This window comes from Streptomyces anulatus (assembly GCF_014650675.1).
Lineage (GTDB): Bacteria > Actinomycetota > Actinomycetes > Streptomycetales > Streptomycetaceae > Streptomyces > Streptomyces anulatus.
Map to the genome: position 1 here is coordinate 85,327 of NZ_BMVK01000013.1, position 20,225 is coordinate 105,551.

16 protein-coding genes are annotated in these 20,225 nt (G+C 71.2%); 2 read left to right on the forward strand and 14 right to left on the reverse strand.

What is annotated here, in order from left to right; genetic code table 11:
- Window positions 1-146: 146 nt before the first annotated feature.
- The 7 genes from topA to IE272_RS27665 form a co-directional block, all read right to left on the reverse strand.
- Window positions 147-3,044 (reverse strand): type I DNA topoisomerase, encoded by a 2,898-nt coding sequence (gene topA / locus IE272_RS27635; protein ID WP_073740722.1) that lies wholly within the window; start codon window positions 3,042-3,044, stop codon window positions 147-149.
- 281 nt (window positions 3,045-3,325) lie between these two features.
- Entirely contained in the window at window positions 3,326-3,523 is a 198-nt protein-coding gene (locus tag IE272_RS27640; protein ID WP_032791540.1) for a hypothetical protein, read from the reverse strand.
- Window positions 3,524-4,009: 486 nt separating this feature from the next.
- Window positions 4,010-5,536, reverse strand: a complete 1,527-nt coding sequence (locus IE272_RS27645; RefSeq protein WP_073958097.1) for a DUF7059 domain-containing protein — start codon at window positions 5,534-5,536, stop codon at window positions 4,010-4,012.
- A gap of 78 nt (window positions 5,537-5,614) precedes the next feature.
- A complete protein-coding gene (locus IE272_RS27650; protein ID WP_190008551.1) occupies window positions 5,615-6,301 on the reverse strand; it encodes a small secreted protein in 687 nt (228 codons plus the stop codon).
- A gap of 350 nt (window positions 6,302-6,651) precedes the next feature.
- A complete protein-coding gene (locus IE272_RS27655; protein WP_056701654.1) occupies window positions 6,652-9,081 on the reverse strand; it encodes a sodium-translocating pyrophosphatase in 2,430 nt (809 codons plus the stop codon).
- A gap of 403 nt (window positions 9,082-9,484) precedes the next feature.
- Window positions 9,485-9,955, reverse strand: a complete 471-nt coding sequence (locus tag IE272_RS27660; protein WP_190008553.1) for an ATP-binding protein — start codon at window positions 9,953-9,955, stop codon at window positions 9,485-9,487.
- A 199-nt stretch (window positions 9,956-10,154) separates the two neighbouring features.
- Complete coding sequence (locus IE272_RS27665) at window positions 10,155-10,508, reverse strand: STAS domain-containing protein (RefSeq protein WP_003967428.1); 354 nt, start codon at window positions 10,506-10,508, stop codon at window positions 10,155-10,157.
- 79 nt (window positions 10,509-10,587) lie between these two features.
- On the opposite strand from IE272_RS27665, the gene sftH reads away from it, so the two are divergent.
- Complete coding sequence (sftH, locus tag IE272_RS27670; protein ID WP_190008555.1) at window positions 10,588-13,098, forward strand: DEAD/DEAH box helicase; 2,511 nt, start codon at window positions 10,588-10,590, stop codon at window positions 13,096-13,098.
- Between the two features lie 210 nt (window positions 13,099-13,308).
- Here the strand turns inward: sftH and IE272_RS39240 are convergent, their stop codons facing one another.
- The 7 genes from IE272_RS39240 to ssd all read right to left on the reverse strand — a co-directional run bounded on the left by IE272_RS39240 (window position 13,309) and on the right by ssd (window position 18,803).
- Entirely contained in the window at window positions 13,309-13,911 is a 603-nt protein-coding gene (locus IE272_RS39240; RefSeq protein ID WP_308433880.1) for an Rv3654c family TadE-like protein, read from the reverse strand.
- On the reverse strand, window positions 13,908-14,240 hold the full coding sequence (locus tag IE272_RS27680; protein WP_373304196.1) for a TadE family type IV pilus minor pilin: 333 nt from the start codon (window positions 14,238-14,240) through the stop codon (window positions 13,908-13,910). The genes IE272_RS39240 and IE272_RS27680 overlap by 4 nt, the downstream gene beginning before the upstream one ends.
- 127 nt (window positions 14,241-14,367) lie before the next feature.
- Window positions 14,368-14,634, reverse strand: a complete 267-nt coding sequence (locus tag IE272_RS27685; protein WP_050362509.1) for a DUF4244 domain-containing protein — start codon at window positions 14,632-14,634, stop codon at window positions 14,368-14,370.
- Window positions 14,635-14,765: 131 nt separating this feature from the next.
- Complete coding sequence (locus IE272_RS27690) at window positions 14,766-15,608, reverse strand: type II secretion system F family protein (RefSeq protein WP_190008561.1); 843 nt, start codon at window positions 15,606-15,608, stop codon at window positions 14,766-14,768.
- Window positions 15,605-16,561: a type II secretion system F family protein gene (locus IE272_RS27695; protein ID WP_373304197.1), complete on the reverse strand. Its 957-nt coding sequence runs from the start codon at window positions 16,559-16,561 to the stop codon at window positions 15,605-15,607. Before IE272_RS27695 ends, IE272_RS27690 begins: the two co-directional genes overlap by 4 nt.
- Window positions 16,522-17,670, reverse strand: a complete 1,149-nt coding sequence (locus IE272_RS27700) for a TadA family conjugal transfer-associated ATPase (RefSeq protein ID WP_190008565.1) — start codon at window positions 17,668-17,670, stop codon at window positions 16,522-16,524. The genes IE272_RS27695 and IE272_RS27700 overlap by 40 nt, the downstream gene beginning before the upstream one ends.
- Complete coding sequence (gene ssd / locus IE272_RS27705; protein ID WP_050362506.1) at window positions 17,667-18,803, reverse strand: septum site-determining protein Ssd; 1,137 nt, start codon at window positions 18,801-18,803, stop codon at window positions 17,667-17,669. Before ssd ends, IE272_RS27700 begins: the two co-directional genes overlap by 4 nt.
- Window positions 18,804-19,304: 501 nt before the next feature.
- On the opposite strand from ssd, the gene IE272_RS27710 reads away from it, so the two are divergent.
- Entirely contained in the window at window positions 19,305-20,150 is an 846-nt protein-coding gene (locus IE272_RS27710; protein ID WP_032791512.1) for an HAD family hydrolase, read from the forward strand.
- Window positions 20,151-20,225: the final 75 nt, after the last annotated feature.

The window sequence follows — 20,225 nt, forward strand, 5'->3', positions numbered from 1 at the left end:
CCATGGTGCGCGAGACCTTTTTTGCACACCGCCGCCCGGCCCGCTCACGCACCGCCCGGCCCGGCCCCCTCACGCACCAGGCCGCCCGGCACCTGGATCACGGGGATCGAGGTACCGGGCGGCCTGGTGCGATCCGCGCGACGGGGTCAGTCGTCCGACGGGGCGGAGGAGGAGGCCGAAGCCGTCTTCTTCGCCGTCGTCGTCTTCTTGGCGGCCGTCTTGGCGGTCGTCGCCTTCTTGGCCGTCGTCGTCTTCTTCGCCGCGGTCTTCTTGGCGGCCGTGGTCTTGGTGGCCGTCGTCTTCTTCGCGGCCGTCTTCTTGGCCGTCGCCTTCTTCGCCGGGGCCTTCTTGGCCGTCTTCTTCTTGGCGGGCCCCTTGGCGCGCTTCTCGGCGAGCAGCTCGTAGCCGCGCTCCGGCGTGATGTCCTCGACGCTGTCGTCGGTCCGCAGCGTCGCGTTGGTCTCGCCGTCGGTGACGTACGCGCCGAAGCGGCCGTCCTTCACCACGACCGGCGCACCGCTGACCGGGTCGGTGCCGAGCTCCTTCAGCGGCGGCTTGGCCGCGGCCCGGCCGCGCTGCTTGGGCTGGGCGTAGATCGCGAGGGCCTCTTCGAGGGTGATGTCGAAGAGCTGGTCCTCGGAGGTCAGCGACCGGGAGTCGGTGCCCTTCTTCAGATACGGGCCGTAGCGGCCGTTCTGCGCGGTGATCTCGACACCCTCGGCGTCCTCGCCGACGACGCGCGGCAGCGACATCAGCTTGAGGGCGTCGGCGAGGGTGACCGTGTCCAGGGACATGGACTTGAAGAGGGAGGCGGTCCGCGGCTTCACCGCGTTCTTGCCGGTCTTCGGCGTCCCCTCGGGCAGCACCTCGGTGACGTACGGGCCGTAGCGGCCGTCCTTGGCGATGATCTGGTTGCCGCTGACCGGGTCGGCGCCCAGCTCGAAGTCGCCGCTGGGCTTCGCCAGCAGCTCCTCCGCGAGCTCCACGGTCAGCTCGTCGGGGGCCAGGTCCTCGGGCACGTCGGCACGCTGGTGGCCCTCGGCGTCCTTCTCGCCCCGCTCGATGTACGGGCCGTAGCGGCCGACGCGGAGCTTGATGTCGTTGCCGACCGGGAAGGAGGAGATCTCCCGGGCGTCGATCGCGCCGAGGTCGGTGACCAGGGCCTTCAGCCCGCCGAGGTGGTCGCCGTCGCCGTTGCCCGCGTCGGAGGCCGCGCCGATCCCGGCGGTGTCGTCACCGGGCTGGGCGCCGAAGTAGAAGCGCTTGAGCCACGGCACGGACTGGGCCTCGCCCCGCGAGATGCGGTCGAGGTCGTCCTCCATGCGGGCGGTGAAGTCGTAGTCGACGAGCCGGCCGAAGTGCTTCTCCAGCAGGTTGACCACGGCGAAGGACAGGAAGGACGGGACGAGCGCCGTGCCCTTCTTGAAGACGTAACCGCGATCCAGGATGGTCCCGATGATCGAGGCGTACGTGGAGGGGCGGCCGATCTCGCGCTCTTCGAGCTCCTTGACCAGCGAGGCCTCGGTGTAGCGGGCCGGGGGCTTGGTGGCGTGCCCGTCGACCGTGATCTCGTCGGCGGACAGCGCGTCGCCCTCGGCCACCTGCGGCAGCCGGCGCTCACGGTCGTCCAGCTCGGCGTTCGGGTCGTCCGCGCCCTCGACGTACGCCTTCATGAAGCCGTGGAAGGTGATTGTCTTGCCGGAGGCGGAGAACTCGGCGTCCCGGCCGTCGCTCGCCCGGCCGCCGATCTTGACGGTGACGGAGTTGCCGGTCGCGTCCTTCATCTGGGAGGCGACGGTCCGCTTCCAGATCAGCTCGTAGAGCCGGAACTGGTCGCCGGTGAGGCCGGTCTCGGCGGGGGTGCGGAAGCGGTCGCCGGAGGGGCGGATCGCCTCGTGCGCCTCCTGCGCGTTCTTGACCTTCCCGGCGTACGTACGCGGCTTCTCGGGGAGGTAGTTCGCCCCGTACAACTGCGTGACCTGGGCCCTGGCCGCGGAGATCGCGGTGTCCGAGAGGGTCGTGGAGTCGGTACGCATATAGGTGATGAAGCCGTTCTCGTACAGCTTCTGCGCCACCTGCATGGTCGCCTTCGCCCCGAAGCCCAGCTTGCGGCTCGCCTCCTGCTGGAGGGTCGTCGTCCGGAAGGGGGCGTACGGGGAGCGGCGGTACGGCTTCGACTCGACGGACCGGACCGCGAAGGAGGAGTCGGCGAGCGCGGCGGCCAGGGCGCGGGCGTTCGTCTCGTCCAGGTGCAGGGTCTGGGCGGAGCCGGCCTTCAGCTGTCCGTCGGGGCCGAAGTCGCGGCCCTGGGCGATGCGGCGGCCGTCGACCGCGCTGAGGCGGGCGGTGAGGGTCGAGGGGTCGGAGGCGTCACCGGTGCGGCCGGTGGCGAACTTTCCGGTCAGGTCCCAGTACTCGGCGGAGCGGAAGGCGATGCGCTCGCGCTCCCGCTCGACGACGAGCCGGGTGGCGACGGACTGGACGCGGCCCGCCGAGAGCTTCGGCATGACCTTCTTCCACAGGACCGGCGAGACCTCGTAGCCGTAGAGGCGGTCGAGGATGCGGCGGGTCTCCTGGGCGTCGACCATGCGCTGGTTGAGCTCGCGCGGGTTGGCCACGGCGGCCCGGATCGCATCCTTGGTGATCTCGTGGAAGACCATCCGGTGGACCGGGACCTTGGGCCTGAGGACTTCCTGCAGGTGCCACGCGATGGCTTCGCCCTCGCGGTCCTCATCGGTGGCGAGGAAGAGTTCGTCGGACTCGGCCAGCAGCTGCTTGAGCTTCCTGACCTGGGCCTTCTTGTCGGCGTTGACGACATAGATGGGCTGGAAGTCGTGTTCGACGTCCACCCCGAGGCGGCGTACCTCGCCGGTGTACTCGTCCGGGACCTCGGCCGCGCCGTTCGGGAGGTCGCGGATGTGCCCGACGCTCGCCTCGACGACGTATCCGGGGCCGAGATAGCCCTTGATCGTCTTCGCCTTGGCAGGCGACTCGACGATGACGAGTCGGCGGCCGCCCTGTGCGGTCTCGCTGGTCGGGGACAACTTCGCTCTTCTCTCCGGTCGACACTCGATGGGCATCCGGGCAGCGTCATGACGCTGCCCGCGGTGCTGTCGCTGCGGAGTGTGACGGTACAACCCGCCCCCGTGTCAAACGGCAAAAGCCCGCAACGGCCACTCGAACGGTAACCCGACTTCCGCCATTCCTGCCGCCCGGACCGCCGGGTCCGCGCCGCGCGGAGGCTTGGCCAGTGTCTTTTCGGAGGTGGTCGCGGTGTCCGCCGGGCAACCTGTCGGCCCGGGCGCCGCCCTGCCGGGGGCGGGGATCAGACGAGCGTGAAGCACCACACGCCGAGGCCGAGGAAAACTACGCCGAAGAGGGTCGTGAGTGCGGTGGAGGCGACGGGGCTCACACCGTGCGCCACCGGCGCGCGGTGCAGGGCTCGCGCCCCGGTCCAGATCAGGAGGGCGGCCCCGAACAGCGCCAGGGCCGTGCCGGCGAAGACTGCTGAGACGCTCTCCATGTCGTACTCCTGGACCGTCGTGGCGAACCACCCGGGGCGGACCGACCGGTCCCGGAGCCGGACCTCGGCGGTCCGGCACGGGGAGGTTGTCACCCCGGGGCATCGCCCACACGAACCCAGGGTGAACAGCACTCCCCCGCCGACCGGCGGAACACCATCGGCCGTATACGGGGCACCCTGGGCCGCATACGACCGGAATGTGCGGTCCGGGCGCGTCGGAGAGCGGGCCGAGCGGGAACCCACTGGTGACAAGGACGACACCGCCCGACCGGGGGGCGTTCCTACTCCGTACCGGAACGGGAAGCGGTCGCGATCACGGTCGTACGGACACGGCATCCGGGTCACCGGCCGCCGTACCTCCGCGGCCTCCCAACCCTCAGGTCCCCTCCGCGGCCTACTGGCTCCGCGGCCTACTGGCCCACAGCCTCCGCACCCTCGGGTTCCTCCGCGGCCTACCGGCTCCGCGACCGCCGAACCCTCGGCGCCCTACTGGCCCTGCGGTACGGCGCCGGGCGCCGGTTCCAGGAAGCCCTCCTCGACCAGCAGCCTGATCGCCTGCGGGGTGCGGTCGCGCAGGAGCACCGGGTCTTCCGCCATCAACTGCGCGATGGCGTCCAGGATCCGTCCGGCGGGCAGCGAGCCGTCGCACACGCCCGCGAACCCGGCGGCCACCGCGTCGACCTTGGTCGCCCGCATCATGCCGCGGTGCTGACGCAGCACCACATGCTCGGGGTCCTCCGCGCCCGGCATGCCGACCTGCTCCTGCACCACCTCGGCGGCGAGGACGAAGTGTCCGGCGAGCAGCGCCGCGTCGTCCTGGTCGCGGAGGTAGTCCTGGCGGGCGAAGTGCTCCTGGACGGCCTGTCCGAGCGGCTGCTGCACCGCGTGCGGCCATTCCTCGACGACGATCGAGGGGTTCCCGGCCGCTGCCGCGGCGGATTTCCGCAGCGTGATCCAGCCGAATCCGACGGCCGTGGCGCCCCGCGCCTCGAACTCGTCGAGCCACGCCTCGTACCGCTCGGCGTACTCGGCGGGGTCGCTTCGGTGGTCACCGCTGTCCCGCAGCCACAGCTCGGCGTACTGCGTGACGTCCTGGACCTCGCGCTGGACGATCCAGGCGTCACAGCCCTGCGGCACCCAGGAGCGCAGCCGGTCCTGCCACTCCTCGCCCTCCACGTGCTGCCAGTTGGCGAGGAACTGGGCGTAACCCCCCTCGTTCAGATGGTCGCCGGACTCCTGCACCAGCGTGCGGCACAGGTCGTCGCCGCCCATGCCGCCGTCCCGGTAGGTGAGGCGGGCGCCGGGCGAAATGACGAAGGGCGGGTTGGAGACGATCAGGTCGAACGTGTCGGAGCCCACCGGCTCGAAGAGCGAGCCCTCGCGCAGGTCGGCGGGGGCGGCGCCGGACAGGGCGAGGGTGAGCCGGGTGAACTCCAGGGCACGGGGGTTGAGGTCGGTGGCGGTGACCCGGGTGGCGTGCTGGGCGGCGTGCAGCGCCTGGATGCCGGAGCCCGTACCGAGGTCGAGGGCCGAGGCGACCGGCGTCCGGACGGTGATCCCGGCGAGGGTGGTGGAGGCCCCGCCGACACCGAGGACGACGCCCTCCTCGCGCGAACCGATCCCGCCCGCACCGCCGACCGCGCACCCGAGGTCGGACACGATGAACCAGTCCTCGCCGTCCGGCCCCCCGTACGGCCGTACGTCGACGCCCGCACGGACCGTCCCGTCCGCCCGGCTCACCCAGCCGTCCGCGACGCACTCGGCGAGCGGCAGGGCGGCACGGGCCCGCTCCTCGGCGACGGGGCGCTGCAGAAGGAACAGCCGCACCAGCGTGTCGAGCGGGGTGTCGCCCCGGGTGGCCCGCAGGGCGGGGACCGTCTCGCTGCGGGCGAGGGCGGCATAGGCGGGCGCGCCGAGGCGGTCGAGGAGCCCGTCCGCGGTGAAGTCCGCGGCGAGCAGGGCCTCACGGAGGGCGGCGGCGTGGTCGGGTGCGGGAAGGCTGCTCTTACTCACCCACCCATTGTGTCCGCTCCCACCGACAACGGCAGCGGCCCGGGCACCCACCGGGTGTCCGGGCCGGGAGAACGGCGCTCAGCCCTTCTTCTCCGCGGAGTCCTTGTCCGCGGAGTCCTTCTCCGTCGCGTCCTGCTCCGTCGCATCCTTCTTGTCGGCGTCCGTGCCTTCCGTGGAGGCGTCGGAGCCGGCCGCCGCGGAGCCGGAGGGGCCGGTCGAAGCCGTCGGCTTCTGGCAGCCCTTCTGCTTCGACATCGCGACGCCGACCTCGCCGGACTGGAGCTTCTTCAGAGCCTGGTCACCGCTGGTGCTGATCTTGTTCAGCTCGTCGGCGATGCCCTTCAGTCCGTCGGCGAACTTCGCCTGGTCCTTGGTGTCGAGCGCGTCGACCTCGGTCTTGAGGTCGGCGTACGCCTTGGAGGAGGCGTTGAGCTCCTTCACCGCTTCCTTCTGCGTGGTCTCGCCGTCGTCGACCGGCGGCGGGCCGGCCGAGTCCACGGCGGCGCCCAGTGACTTGTACGCCTGGGAGATCTGCTGGAAGGCGGCCGAGTCGGTCTTCTGGACGTCGGCGGGCTTGCTGTTGTCCGCGGTCTGCTGCTGGATGGAGGCGTTGGCGTTGGCGATCTTCTGCAGTTGCGGCTGAACCTGGTCGCAGACCTTCTTGGCCCAGTCGTTGACCTTGTTGTCGCTGTCGTCGCTGCAGCCCGACAGCGTCAGTACGAGTACCGCACCGCCGGACAGTGCGGCTGCAAGCTTCTTGTTCACCGGATTGGTCCCTTCCAAGGCTCTCGGCCCCGGAACTTACACGCCGAGGGGACGACAGCCGGGTGCCGGTCATCCGGTGTGCATGCTTTTGAAGCCATTTGCACCAAGGGAAATGAGGGAGATGCCACTCGCGCGGAGAATCGGACACGCGATCGGTCACTCATCCGAAAGGCTGCTCCTGATCATCGACCCCGCCGACGCGGACGACACCGGACGACGACGGACGACGACGGAAGGGGGCGCGGAGGAGACGGACGAGGGCGGACGGCACGTCAGCACGCACCGCCCGCCCTTTCCTTGACCACGCGTCACACCGCTACGCGCGCCCGGCGCAGCTCGCTACGTACGCCTCACGGGGCCGCCGCGGGATCCGGCGCGGGGATCGAGGGGCCTCCGTCCCCCGAGGCGTCGTCGTCGCCGACGGCGATGCCGCGCCGCTTGGAGACGTAGACCGCGACGACGATGATCCCGATGGCGACGACGGCCACCAGCGCCCGCACCCAGGGATTCGCGTCCGCTCCGTAACTGAACTGCACGATCGCCGGGGCGATGAGCAGGGCGACCAGGTTCATCACCTTGAGCAGCGGGTTGATCGCCGGACCCGCCGTGTCCTTGAACGGATCGCCGACCGTGTCGCCGATGACGGTCGCGGCATGGGCCTCGCTGCCCTTGCCGCCGTGGTGGCCGTCCTCGACGAGTTTCTTGGCGTTGTCCCACGCGCCGCCGGAGTTGGCGAGGAAGACGGCCATCAGCGTGCCCGTGGCGATCGCGCCGGCGAGGTACGAGCCGAGGGCGCCGACACCGAGGGTGAAGCCGACCCCGATCGGCGCCAGGACCGCCAGCAGGCCCGGCGTGGCCAGTTCGCGCAGGGCGTCACGGGTGCAGATGTCGACGACGCGCCCGTACTCCGGCTTCTCCGAGTAGTCCATGATCCCGGGATGCTCGCGGAACTGCCGCCTGACCTCGTAGACCACGGCTCCGGCGGACCGGGACACGGCGTTGATGGCCAGTCCGGAGAACAGGAAGACGACCGCGGCGCCCAGGATCAGGCCGACGAGGTTGTTGGGCTGCGAGATGTCCAGGCTCAGCCCCAGCTCGCCCGCCCCGGCCCCGACCTCGTCCACCGCTGTGGCGATGGCGTCGCGGTAGGACCCGAAGAGCGCCGCCGCCGCGAGGACGGCGGTGGCGATGGCGATGCCCTTGGTGATGGCCTTGGTCGTGTTGCCGACCGCGTCCAGGTCGGTGAGCACCTGGGCTCCGGCCCCCGTGACGTCCCCGGACATCTCCGCGATGCCCTGGGCGTTGTCCGAGACCGGCCCGAAGGTGTCCATGGCCACGATGACGCCCACCGTGGTGAGAAGCCCCGTCCCGGCGAGCGCGACCGCGAAGAGCGCCAGCATGATCGACGTACCGCCCAGCAGGAACGCCCCGTAGACGCCGAGGCTGATCAGCAGCGCGGTGTAGACGGCCGATTCCAGGCCGATGGAGATGCCCGCCAGGACCACGGTGGCCGGGCCGGTGAGCGAGGACTTTCCGATGTCCCGGACCGGGCGGCGATTGGTCTCGGTGAAGTAGCCGGTGAGCTGCTGGATGAGCGCGGCCAGGACGATGCCGATGGCCACCGCGACCAGGGCGAAGATCCGCGGATCGCCACCGTGCCCGGCGATCGCCTCGTCGGTGACCCCGCCCAGTTCGGCGTACGAGGAGGGCAGATAGGTGAAGGCGGCGACGGCCACCAGCGCGAGCGAGATCACCGCGGAGATGAAGAAGCCGCGGTTGATCGCGGTCATCCCGCTGCGGTCGGCGCGGCGCGGGGCCACCGCGAAGATTCCGATCATCGCGGTGACGACACCGATCGCCGGGACCATCAGGGGGAAGGCGAGACCGGAGTCGCCGAACGCGGCCGTACCGAGGATGAGCGCGGCGACGAGCGTCACCGCGTACGACTCGAAGAGGTCGGCGGCCATGCCCGCGCAGTCACCGACGTTGTCGCCCACGTTGTCGGCGATGGTGGCGGCGTTGCGCGGGTCGTCCTCCGGGATGCCCTGCTCCACCTTGCCCACCAGGTCGGCGCCGACATCCGCGGCCTTGGTGAAGATCCCGCCGCCGACCCTCATGAACATGGCGATCAGCGCCGCGCCGAGACCGAATCCCTCCAGCACCTTGGGCGCGTCGGCGGCATAGACGAGCACCACGCAGGAGGCCCCGAGCAGACCGAGTCCCACCGTGATCATTCCGACCACGCCACCGGTACGGAAAGCGATCTTCATCGCTTTGTGCGAGACAGCGGTGAGATCCTTTTCCGGTTCCCCTTCCGCTGGGGTCGCCTCACGCGCGGCCGCGGCCACCCGCACATTGCTCCGCACGGCGAGCCGCATGCCGATGTATCCGGTCGCCGCCGAGAAAAGCGCACCCACCAGGAAGAAGAGGGAACGCCCGGCGCGCTGCGACCAGTTGTCGGCAGGCAGCAGGAACAAGAGGAAGAACACGACGACGGAGAAAACACCGACCGTGCGCAGTTGCCGGGCCAGATAGGCGTTTGCGCCCTCCTGGACCGCCGCGGCGATCTCCTTCATGCGTTCGGTGCCCTCGCCGGCCGCCAGGACCTGGCGTACGAGCAGCTGGGCGACGATCAGCGCGGCGACGGCGACGACCGCCACCACGATGACGATCAGCCGGTTGCCGTCGGTGAGTACCGCCGCCGCGAGGGAGACGGGTCGGTCGGAAAACGCGGATTCTTGCGTCAGTGCTGCCATTGGGGTGGTGAAGAACTCCGCCATACGTCCTCCTTGACGCTCAGCGCTCAAGTCGTGGACGGATTGTAGGGAGCGGAACCTGATCAAAACAGTGGGCGGGAAGAGAATTGATCGCTCTCCCCCCAACGCCGAAAGATCAGCGGAGAGATCCTGCTCGAATGCAGTAATGGGGCAGGCACATTACTGCGAAGAGAATCAAGAAAAAAGGCCCTGCTCAGCAGGGCCTGAAAAAACGAAACATCTCCCACGCACCTCAAGACCCACGGGTCTCAACGTGCCGGGACAACAGGACGGGTCCCGGCACTCAGCACTCAGCACTAGCCTCAGACACTGGCCTCGGCACCTGGAACAACGACCACGGACGCGGGTGCGAACATGCGAACGCGGGTGCGAACGCGGGTATGGGTACGGGCACAGGCGCGGGCCCTCAGGGTCGTGCGGTGGCGTCGGCCGTCGGCCAGCTCATGCGGATCACTCCGCCGCCCGCACCGGAACGGACCTCCACGTCGTCGACGAGACCGCTGATGACCGCGAGGCCCATCTCGTCCTCGCCCTCACCGTCCGCCTCGGGATCGGGCCGGTCCGGCCCCGCTCCGGACGCACCGGAGCCGTTGCGCGCCCCGGCCCCGGCGGGATCCCCGCCGGGGCCGGGAACACTGTCCCCGACCTCGATGGAGAACGCCTTCTCCTCCTCGGTCAGCGCGACGCTGACCGGCGCGGTGATGCCGTGACTGCGGTGCAGCCCGACCGCGCGGCTGCACGCCTCCCCGACGGCGAGCCTGACCTCGTCGAGCACCGCCTCGTCGACACCGGCCCTGCGCGCCACGGCGGCCGCCACCAGGCGGGCCGTCCTGACATGTTCAGGCTGGGCGCTGAAGCGGAGTTCAACGGTGGCCATGACATCCCCCTCGAACGATCGGGCGTACGCCTCAGAGGCCCCGGGCGTGTCGCCCGGCACCCCTGCTCTCCTCTTCCGGAAACCGACAAAGCCGACAGCCGACCCGAGGGTCGACCGCCTGCCCGTCACGGCCCATGCGCTGCCGCTGTCGGCCTGTTCACTGCCTGCCGACCGACCCGGGGGCCGGTCCGCTCCGACCTCAGTCGGTGGCGGCGACAGCCTCGTCGACCGTGGTGTGAATCGGGAACACCTTGGTCAGACCTGTGATCCGGAAGATCTTGAGAATGCGCTCCTGGTTGCAGACCAGGCGCAACGAGCCCTCATGGGCCCGGACACGCTTCAAGCCGCCCACGAGCACGCCGAGGCCGGTGGAGTCGAGGAAGTCGACGCCTTCCATGTCGACAACCAAGTGGTAGCTGCCGTCATTCACCAACTCGACCAACTGCTCGCGCAGCTTGGGCGCGGTATACACATCAATCTCGCCACCGACCTCGACGACCGTACGGTCGCCACCAGGGCCGGACACATTGCGAGTCGACAGGGACAGGTCCACGGATCCTCCAGCACCTTGCTATCGAGCGGTCGCCCCTCGGTCTCCCCGACGGAGGCCAGGGGACGGATCGCCAGCCGCGATGGCATTCAATCACTTACCAGCAGCCATGCACGACGCCTTGGGACCATTGTCCGTCACGCCAGTGACACACTCGGTGCCGATGGCCAAGAATCACCGTCCCGGACAACCACCCGAGAGTGGGGGCTCGCGCCCCTCTCCCGCCATGATCCTCGACCGGCTCGCCGCAGGGGCGGGCCGGGCCGCGCGCATCACTCATACGGAGCACTTGCCCCCGAGATCGGGAACCCATGCCATCTGGCCGGATCGCATCCGGCCAGAAGTGATCTCGGCGATCGAAAAAGCCGGGATCGCCCATCCGTGGGCGCATCAGGCGGCTGCGGCGGAGCACGCGCTGGACGGCGAATCGGTCGTGATCGCCACCGGCACGGCCTCCGGGAAGTCCCTCGCGTACCTCGCGCCGGTCCTCAGCACCCTCCTGGACGGCTCCGAGGCCCCCAACGGCCGCGGGGCCACCACCCTGTACCTCGCCCCCACCAAGGCCCTCGCAGCCGACCAGCGGCGCTCGGTGAAGGCGCTCGCGGCCCCGCTCGGCAACGCCGTCAGGCCCGCGGTCTACGACGGCGACACCCCCGTCGAGGAACGCGAATGGGTGCGGCAGTACGCGAACTACGTCCTGACCAACCCCGACATGCTGCACCGCGGGATCCTGCCGTCCCACCCCCGCTGGGCGTCCTTCCTGCGTGCCCTACGGTTCGTCGTGATCGACGAGTGCCACACCTACCGGGGCGTCTTCGGCTCCCACGTCGCCCAGGTCCTGCGCCGCCTACGCCGCCTGTGCGCCCGCTACGGGGCCGATCCGGTCTTCCTGCTGGCCTCCGCCACTGCGGCGGACCCCGCGGTCGCAGCCGGGCGTCTGACGGGCCTGCCGGTCCGGGAGGTTTCCGACGACGCCTCCCCCCGCGGCGAGCTGGTCTTCGCCCTCTGGGAGCCCCCGCTGACCGACCTGCACGGCGAGAAGGGCGCACCCGTACGCCGTACCGCGACGGCCGAGACCGCCGACCTGCTCACCGACCTGACCCTCCAGGGCGTCCGCTCGGTCGCCTTCGTACGCTCCCGGCGCGGCGCGGAACTGATCTCGGTGATCGCCAAGGAGCGCCTCGCGGAGGTCGACCGCTCACTGCCGAAGCGGGTCGCCGCCTATCGCGGGGGATACCTCCCCGAGGAGCGCCGGGCCCTGGAGCGGGCGCTGCACTCCGGCGAACTGCTCGGTCTGGCGGCCACCACCGCCCTGGAACTGGGCATCGACGTCTCCGGCCTCGGCGCGGTCGTCATCTCCGGCTACCCGGGCACACGGGCGTCCCTCTGGCAGCAGGCAGGCCGGGCCGGCCGCTCGGGGCAGGGCGCCCTGGCCGTTCTCGTGGCCCGGGACGACCCGCTGGACACCTACCTGGTGCACCACCCCGAGGCGCTGTTCCAGCAGCCCGTCGAGTCGACGGTGCTGGACCCGGACAACCCCTACGTCCTCGCCCCCCACCTCTGCGCCGCGGCCGCCGAACTGCCCCTCACCGAGCCCGACATCGCCCTCTTCGGCCCCGCCGTGCCCGAACTGCTGCCCCAACTGGAGGCGGCGAAGCTGCTGCGCAGACGGGCGTCGGGCTGGCACTGGACCCGGCGCGAACGGGCCGCCGACCTGGCCGACATCCGGGGCGGCGGTGGGCGTCCTATCCAGATCGTCGAGGAGGGCACCGGCCGCCTCCTGGGCACCGTCGACGCGGCCGCCGCCCACACGGCCGTCCACGAGGGGGCCGTCCATCTCCACCAGGGCCGCACCCACCTGGTCCGGAAACTGGACCTGGAGGACTCCGTCGCCCTGGTCGAGCAGGCCGACCCGCCGTACTCGACGGTCGCCCGCGACACCACGGCCATCACCGTCCTGGAGACCGACACCGAGATCCCCTGGGGGCAGGGGCGGCTCTGCTACGGCTCCGTCGAGGTCACCAACCAGGTCGTCTCGTTCCTCCGCCGGAAGCTGATCACCGGGGAAGTCCTGGGCGAGACGAAGCTCGACCTGCCGCCCCGCACCCTGCGCACCCGCGCCGTGTGGTGGACGGTCACCGAGGACCAGCTCGACGCGGCCCGCATCAATCCGGAGATCCTCGGCGGCGCACTCCACGCCGCGGAGCACGCCTCGATCGGCCTGCTGCCGCTCTTCGCCACCTGCGACCGCTGGGACATCGGCGGCGTGTCCGTACCGCTGCACCCGGACACCCTGCTGCCGACGGTCTTCGTGTACGACGGCCACCCAGGAGGAGCCGGATTCGCCGAGCGAGCCTTCCACACCGCCCGTACGTGGCTGACGGCGACCCGGGAGGCCATCGCGTCCTGCGAGTGCGAGGCGGGCTGCCCTTCCTGCATCCAGTCCCCCAAGTGCGGCAACGGCAACGAACCCCTGCACAAACGCGGAGCCGTACGCCTGCTCACCGAACTCCTCAGGGCCGCACCCCCGGAACCGAACGAACCGACCACACCTGACGGACCGACGCCCCCTGACGGACCGACAACCCACTGACGGACCAACCACACCTGTCGGACCGACTTCATCGAACAGCAGGACCACGCCGAAGCCGGCCCCAGGGATCGGATCGTGGTCAAGGCCCGGCCCGGAAATCGGCCGGAGTTCTGGCCCGGGAATCGGTCGTGGGCATGGCCTAGCCCAGGGATAGGCCGGTGGACAGGTCCGGGGGCCAGCCGGAGTTCCGGCCCCGGGATCGAGTCGTGGTCAGGGCCCGGCCCGGGGATCCACCGGTGGTCCCGCCCGGGGATCCGCCGGTGGTCCGGCCCAGGGATCCGCCGGTGGTCCGGCCCGGGCCCTGACGGTGGGGAGGTAGGGCCCGAATCCCGAGCGGGCAGTCACATCGGCGATCTCCCCGTGCACCGCGCAGCGAACGAGCTCAGCCCCTTGCGCAAGGGCTACCCTGCGGGCCGTCTCACACGCGACCACCACCCCTTCCAGTGCCCGGTCCGCAGCCGCGAGGGCCGCCAGATCCGCGGCCCCACCCGCCCGATGACGGGCAGCCACGGCCTGGCCAAGCGCGAGCACCACGGCGAACACGGCGCAGAGACCAGCCGCGGTGACAGCCACCCACACCGTCGCCATGCCTCGGTCCGCGCCAAGACCCGCATCCCGGTTCGCGATCCGACCCACCCTCTGGTCCCCGCCACGGCCCATCCCGCTGCCCTCCCCCTCACTTTCATCCCGGGCCCGGTCCCGGGCCTGGTGCCGGGCCTGGACCCGGGCCCGGGCCCACCGCCGGAACCTGCCCCGACGGCGACGCCCGCCCAGCCCGTCCAGCCCCTGGCCTGCGGTTCCCCTCGCCCTCATGGCCCGGCACCCCCGACCGTGTCCTCCGCCAGTGCAGCCGCCTCGGCGCTCAACGTCAGGGCCAGCACGCCCGGCCCCGGGGTCGGGGCCTCCACCCGGACGCGCCACAGGTCTCCGGCCCGCCGCACCTCGACCCGGGCGCCGTGGGGCGCCGCGTCACGCGCGACTTCCAGTACCGCCGCCTCCGGCTCCGAGCGGGCAGCCGCCCGTGCCCCCGCCCGCGCCGCGTCCACGCACCGGATCTGGTCCGAGGCCGCCAGCAACGCCCACAGCAGCGCCATGGCGAAGGTCACCAGCACCGGGATCACCACGGCCGCCTCCGCGGACACCGCACCCCTGTCTCCGCACCCGTCGCCACTCGCGGGCCGGCGCCCGCGCAGCCCCCGGTCCCGCCCCCGGGAAAGGCGGCGGTCCGACGCCACGGGCCCCTTCCCCGGGCAGGACCCCGGCGGGGTCTCAGAACTTCGCATCGAGCGCGTCCTCGACCAGTGACTGCAGCGCCGACATCACCGGCCCGCTGTTCACCACCTTGTAGAGCACCGCCGCGAAGGCACACGCGGCGATGGTTCCCACCGCGTACTCGGACGTGGTCATCCCCCGGTCGGACCGGCCGAGCCGCCCCGCCCACCGTGCGGCCCACTTCGCCGTCCGGTCCGGCACTCCTGTGGACCGTCGGCCTCCGCGCAGAACGTCGACGGCCCGGTCCCAGAACTTCGTTTCCATTTCATCCCCCGATGAGCATCGATGACGAGCGGGCGCCCGAACGGAACACCCGTGAGTGACAGCGAAAATGAATGACCGACAGGTCGTGGTCGGCCGCGAACCCCGCGCAGGCATACCCGGCCCGCGCAACCTCACCGGCCCGGACGGCCGGTCGCGAGCAGGTCGCCGGCCAGGCCGATGATCACCGGCGCCACCCCGACCGCCAGAAAGGCGGGGAGGAAGCAGAGACCGACCGGCGCGGTGATCAGCACCCCGGCCCGTTGCGCCCGCGCCACCGCCGCAGCAGCTCGCTCGGCACGCATCGACTCGGCCAGCCTGGCAACCGGCTCTGCGGCCGGGGCCCCCGTCGAACCTGCCCGGTGCAGACAGCGGGCCAGCGGGCCTGCGCCCGGTATCTCCCCGAACCGACCCCACGCCTCGGCCGGTTCAACGCCGAGGCGGATCTCGGCGGCGGTTCGGGCCAGCCGGTCGCCGACCGGGCCACCGATGGATTCACCCACCTCCTCGGCAGCCTCCCGAGGGCCTGCCCCGACCGCGATACAGGCCGCCAACAGATCCGCGACCAGCGGAAGCTGCCGGGCGATCACGGCCCTCTCCGGATGGCTGTCGCCGGGACGCGTACGAGGGCGGGACCGCCGCCACCGCCACATCCCGTACGCCGCGACCGAACCGACCGCGCAGCCCATCACACCACCGACCAGAATCCATCCGGCCAGCCAGGCCCCGGCCGGAGCCGCCCACCGCCGGGCGGCCTCGGAAGGACCCGAACCACAGCTCGCCCGCAACGGTGCGACCAGCCGGCTCCACCTGCCGGGCCGTGCCGCAATGACCGTCCCCAACAACAGTGCGCCCCGCCCGCGAACCGCTCGCTTCCGGAATCCGGCGGAGGCCACGGATGCCAGCTGGGCCGCCGCGCCCAGCACCGCCGCCGACATCCCCAGGCTGTGGAGAACTTCTCCGTCCGCCGCGTTCACGCCGCCTCCGCTCCCCGCACGATCCGGCAGGCCCAGTACAGCCCGGCCGCCTCCAGGGACGCCCCCACCGCCAGACAGGCCAGGCCACCCGGGGTGTGCAGCAGCACGCGCAAGGGGTCGGCTCCGAGTGCCGCTCCCAGCCCAAGACCCGCGACCGGGAGCAGTGCCAGGACCACGACCGTCGACCACGCTCCCGCCAGTTGAGCGCGTAGCTCCTCCCGTCTGCGCCGGTCCTCTCGCAACGTGGCCTCCAGGCGCTCCAGCCCGGTCGCCAGCCCGGCCCCGCCGTCCACGGCCACTCGCCAGCACGCGGCCATCCCGGACAGGCCTCCCAGCCCCGGGCCCTGTGCCGCCTGCCGAAGAGCCGCCGGCACGTCACCGCCGAACCGTGCCGCCGCCAGCACCGCGGCCTCCGCCTCCCCCAGCCGGCCGGTGGAAGCGGGCGTCACCGAAGAGCAGTCCTCCGCCAGGCCTTCGCGCAGCGCCACCAGCAACGCCTGGCCCGGCTCACGGCCGGCCCGCAGCTCCCCGACCACGGCTCCGCACAACGCCGCCACCGCGGCCGCGGCCCTCTCCGCCTCCCGTGCTCCGGCCCGCCTCCGCAGCCACCGCCGCACCAACGGGACCGCCACGGCTCCCCCGACCAGCGGCAGCACGGAACCTCCCAGCACCGCAAGCAGCACCGCGACCGGAACGCACCACCACTCGCGATGCCCCCGGGCCGACTCCGTCACGCGCTCCAGGGCCTTGAGCAGGCATGGCCACCGGCTCCATGTCCGACGCGGCTCGGTGGGAGCGTCCACGAACAGCACCCGCGCCCGCCGAACACCCGTGTCCCGCACTATCGCGAGCCACACCGCTGATCCCGCGCAGAGAGCCACCGCATGAGCCGCGTACGCGGACGGTGTCCCCGTCACAGCGCACCCCCGATCAGCGACCGCAGCCGTTCCCATCCCAGCTCCGGAACAAATCCGCCGACACCCCAACTCAGAGCCGGAACCGTGAGGACCAGGCCCGCCGCGTCCCGCTCCAGGACGTGCACCTCGGCGACCCGCCGCTGCCCCGCACGGTCCCGCACGAGATGCACGACCACCGAGAGCGCGGCCGCCAACTGGCTGTGCAGAGCAACCCGGTCGAGACCGGCGGCAGTGCCCAGCGCCTCCAGTCGGGCGGGGACATGCTCAGCGGCATTGGCGTGGACGGTGCCGCACCCACCTTCGTGCCCAGTGTTCAATGCGGCCAACAGCTGGGTGACTTCAGCGCCCCGCACCTCTCCGACCACCAGCCGGTCGGGCCGCATGCGCAGCGCCTGCCGCACCAGATCTCGCAAAGTCACCCGGCCCGCTCCCTCCTGATTGGCGGGACGGGACTCCAGGCGGACCACATGCGGATGGTCCGGCCGCAGTTCGGCGGAGTCCTCGGCGAGCACGATCCGCTCGTTCACACCGACCGCGCCCAGCAGGCTGGCGAGGAGCGTCGTCTTGCCCGCCCCGGTGCCGCCGCTGATCACATAGGAGATCCGCGCTTCCACGAGGGCCCGCAGGATCCGGTCTCCGCCCGGCGGCACCGTGCCCGCGTCCACCAACTCCGCCAGCGAGAAGGCCCGTGGCCGCACCACGCGCAGCGAGAGGCAGGTCGAGCCGACGGACACCGGGGGCAGCACGGCGTGCATCCGTGTGCCGTCAGGCAGTCGCGCGTCCACCCATGGCCGTGCGTCGTCCAGCCTCCTGCCGGCCACTGCGGCGAGACGCTGGGCCAGCCTCCGCACCGCAGCCGCGTCCGGAAAGGTGACGCCCGTCAGCTGGAGCCCACCACCCCGGTCCACCCACACCCGGTCCGGTGCGGAGACCAGCACATCGGTCACCTCCGGATCCGCGAGCAACGGCTCCAACACTCCCGTGCCGATGAGTTCGCCACGCAGCTCTGCCGCGGCCCCGAGCACCTCGGCATCCCCCAGCAGCCGCCCCTGGGCCCGCAGAGCTGCGGCCACTCCGGCCGGAGTGGGAGCGGCACCGCTGCGTGCCAGCCGCTGGCGTACGGCGTCGAGCAGTTCGTCCGTCATGCCGCACCTCCCCCGGGCGGGCCGGTCACGGGGCTGGTGTCACCGGCCGCCGCCACCTGTTCCCAGAAGGCCGAACAGAACCGGGCCAACGGGCCCCGGGCACTGCCGCCGGGCGGAGTGCCATCGTCCTGGGAGACCAGAAGGCCCGATTCCACAGGAAGTTCACCGACGAGCGGGAGACCGATGGCCCGGGCGACCCATCGCCCGTCCAGACCTGACGCATACGGCCCCCGGGGCACCACCCGCAGGTCGTCCAGGACCATTCCGGCCGTGGCCGCGACGCGCCTGGCCGCTGCTACCGCACGCAGTTCGCCCGGCACCACGAGCAGGCCGAGATCGAGTTGGGCCAATGCTTCGGCGACTCCCTCGTCGACCCGGCGGGGAAGGTCAACGACCACCACCCCACCGAGTCGCCGCGCGGCGGCCAGCACCGCACGCATCGCCTGCGGCGGGATCACCACCTCGTCGTCCCGACCCCAACTCAGCACCCTCAGCCCGTGGAGCGCGGGCAGTGAGTCCTCCAGGGCTCCGCCCCCGAGGCGGCCCTTCGACTGGGCGAAATCCGGCCACCGCATGCCTTCGGCACGTTCGCCGCCGAGCAGGACGTCGATCCCGCCACCCAACGGGTCGCCGTCGATCAGCATCGTCCGCCTACCGGACCTCGCCGCACTCACGGCAAGGGCGCAGGCCAGCGTTGATGCGCCGGAGCCGCCCCGCCCGCCCATCACGCCGACGGTGAACGCGGGCCGCCCCACTCCTTCGGCGGCGTTGGCGATCTGATCGACGAGCCAGCTCTCGGAATCGGGCAGCCGCAGGACATACTCGGCCCCGATCTCCACAGCCCGCCGCCACACATCCGGGTCGTCCTGGTCCCGGCCCACCAGCATCACCCCCTTCCTGCGGCCAGCGCCCCGGCAACGCGCGGCGGCGTCGTCTCCGACCAGCACCATCGGAGCCCGCTCCCAGCCGCCACGGCGTCCGGGCGGCCCGTGATGAACTTCCGGCTCGGCTCCGGCCGCCGCGCACAGCCGCAGCAGGTCGTCGAGCAGTTCCACGTCCTCCGTCACGATCAGCGGGCCTCCGCGCCGCCCCTCGGCGACCGCCGCCCCTTCTCCTGCGATGGATCCAGCCACGATCTCCGCCCCCTTCTCACTGCCCCTTCAGTGCGGTTCGCGGTGTTCTCGGAGCGTTTCCGAGATGCGCGATTCCGGCACCCGCGGACTTCGCGGGTGGAATCAACGTGCAGCACCGCGGAAAATCATGTGGATCTTGATGAAAAACTGTGGACAACTTCCGGGCTGTGAATAACTCCGTAACCCGAACCAGCGACTTCCGGAGCGCAGCCCTCTGGCTACACACTGTGACGAGACGAGTCGCACAACACCCGGCTCGCACGATCGGGCCGATGACGGCCAGACGGGAGGCTCAGGTGGTTTCCGCCCCTAAAACGCGTCCGGACATGCGACGACCCCCGCCGGGGGGGAGAGCGGGGGTCGTCCCCACGGCCGACTCGGGGGGGGGAGGAGTCGGACCGGGTTAGCACGGTCGCGAACGATCCGTGACTTCCATGGTGTACCCGAGGGCCTTCTCAGGCAAACCCACGCGCCGGAGTTTACGCCGAATGGTGGGCCCCTATGCTCAGCGTTGTGGAAAACTGCTTCTCGCCGCGCACAGCAGCCTTCTTTGACCTGGACAAGACGGTCATTGCGAAGTCTTCGACGCTGACCTTCAGCAAGTCCTTCTACCAAGGCGGACTGATCAACCGCCGCGCTGTACTGCGCACTGCGTACGCACAGTTTGTGTTCCTCGCCGGGGGCGCCGATCACGACCAGATGGAGCGGATGCGTGAATATCTCTCCGCCCTCTGCAAGGGGTGGAACGTCCAGCAGGTCAAGGAGATCGTCGCCGAGACCCTGCACGACCTGATCGACCCGATCATCTACGACGAGGCCGCCACGCTCATCGAGGAACACCACACGGCGGGACGCGATGTGGTCATCGTTTCGACCTCGGGCGCCGAAGTCGTCGAACCCATCGGCGAATTGCTCGGCGCCGACCGCGTCGTCGCCACGCGCATGGTCGTCGGCGACGACGGCTGCTTCACGGGCGAGGTCGAGTACTACGCCTACGGACCGACCAAGGCCGAGGCCGTGAAGGCGCTCGCGGTATCGGAGGGGTACGACCTTTCGCGCTGCTACGCCTACAGCGACTCCGCGACCGATGTACCGATGCTGGAGTCGGTCGGCCATCCGCACGCGGTCAACCCCGACCGCGCGCTGCGCCGCGAAGCGACCCTTCGCGAGTGGCCGATTCTCGTCTTCAACCGCCCGGTCCGGCTCAAGCAGCGACTGCCCGCCTTCTCGATGCCGCCCCGCCCCGCCCTCGTCGCTGCGGCCGCGGTCGGCGCGGCGGCCGTCACCGCCGGGTTGGTCTGGTACGCCAGCCGCCGACGCACCGCCGGCGCCACCCTGCCCGGGTGAAACGGGGCGAGGCACAGCGAGGTGAGGCGAGGCCACTCCACCGGAGCCGCACCTCGCCTCACCTCACCTCCCCCG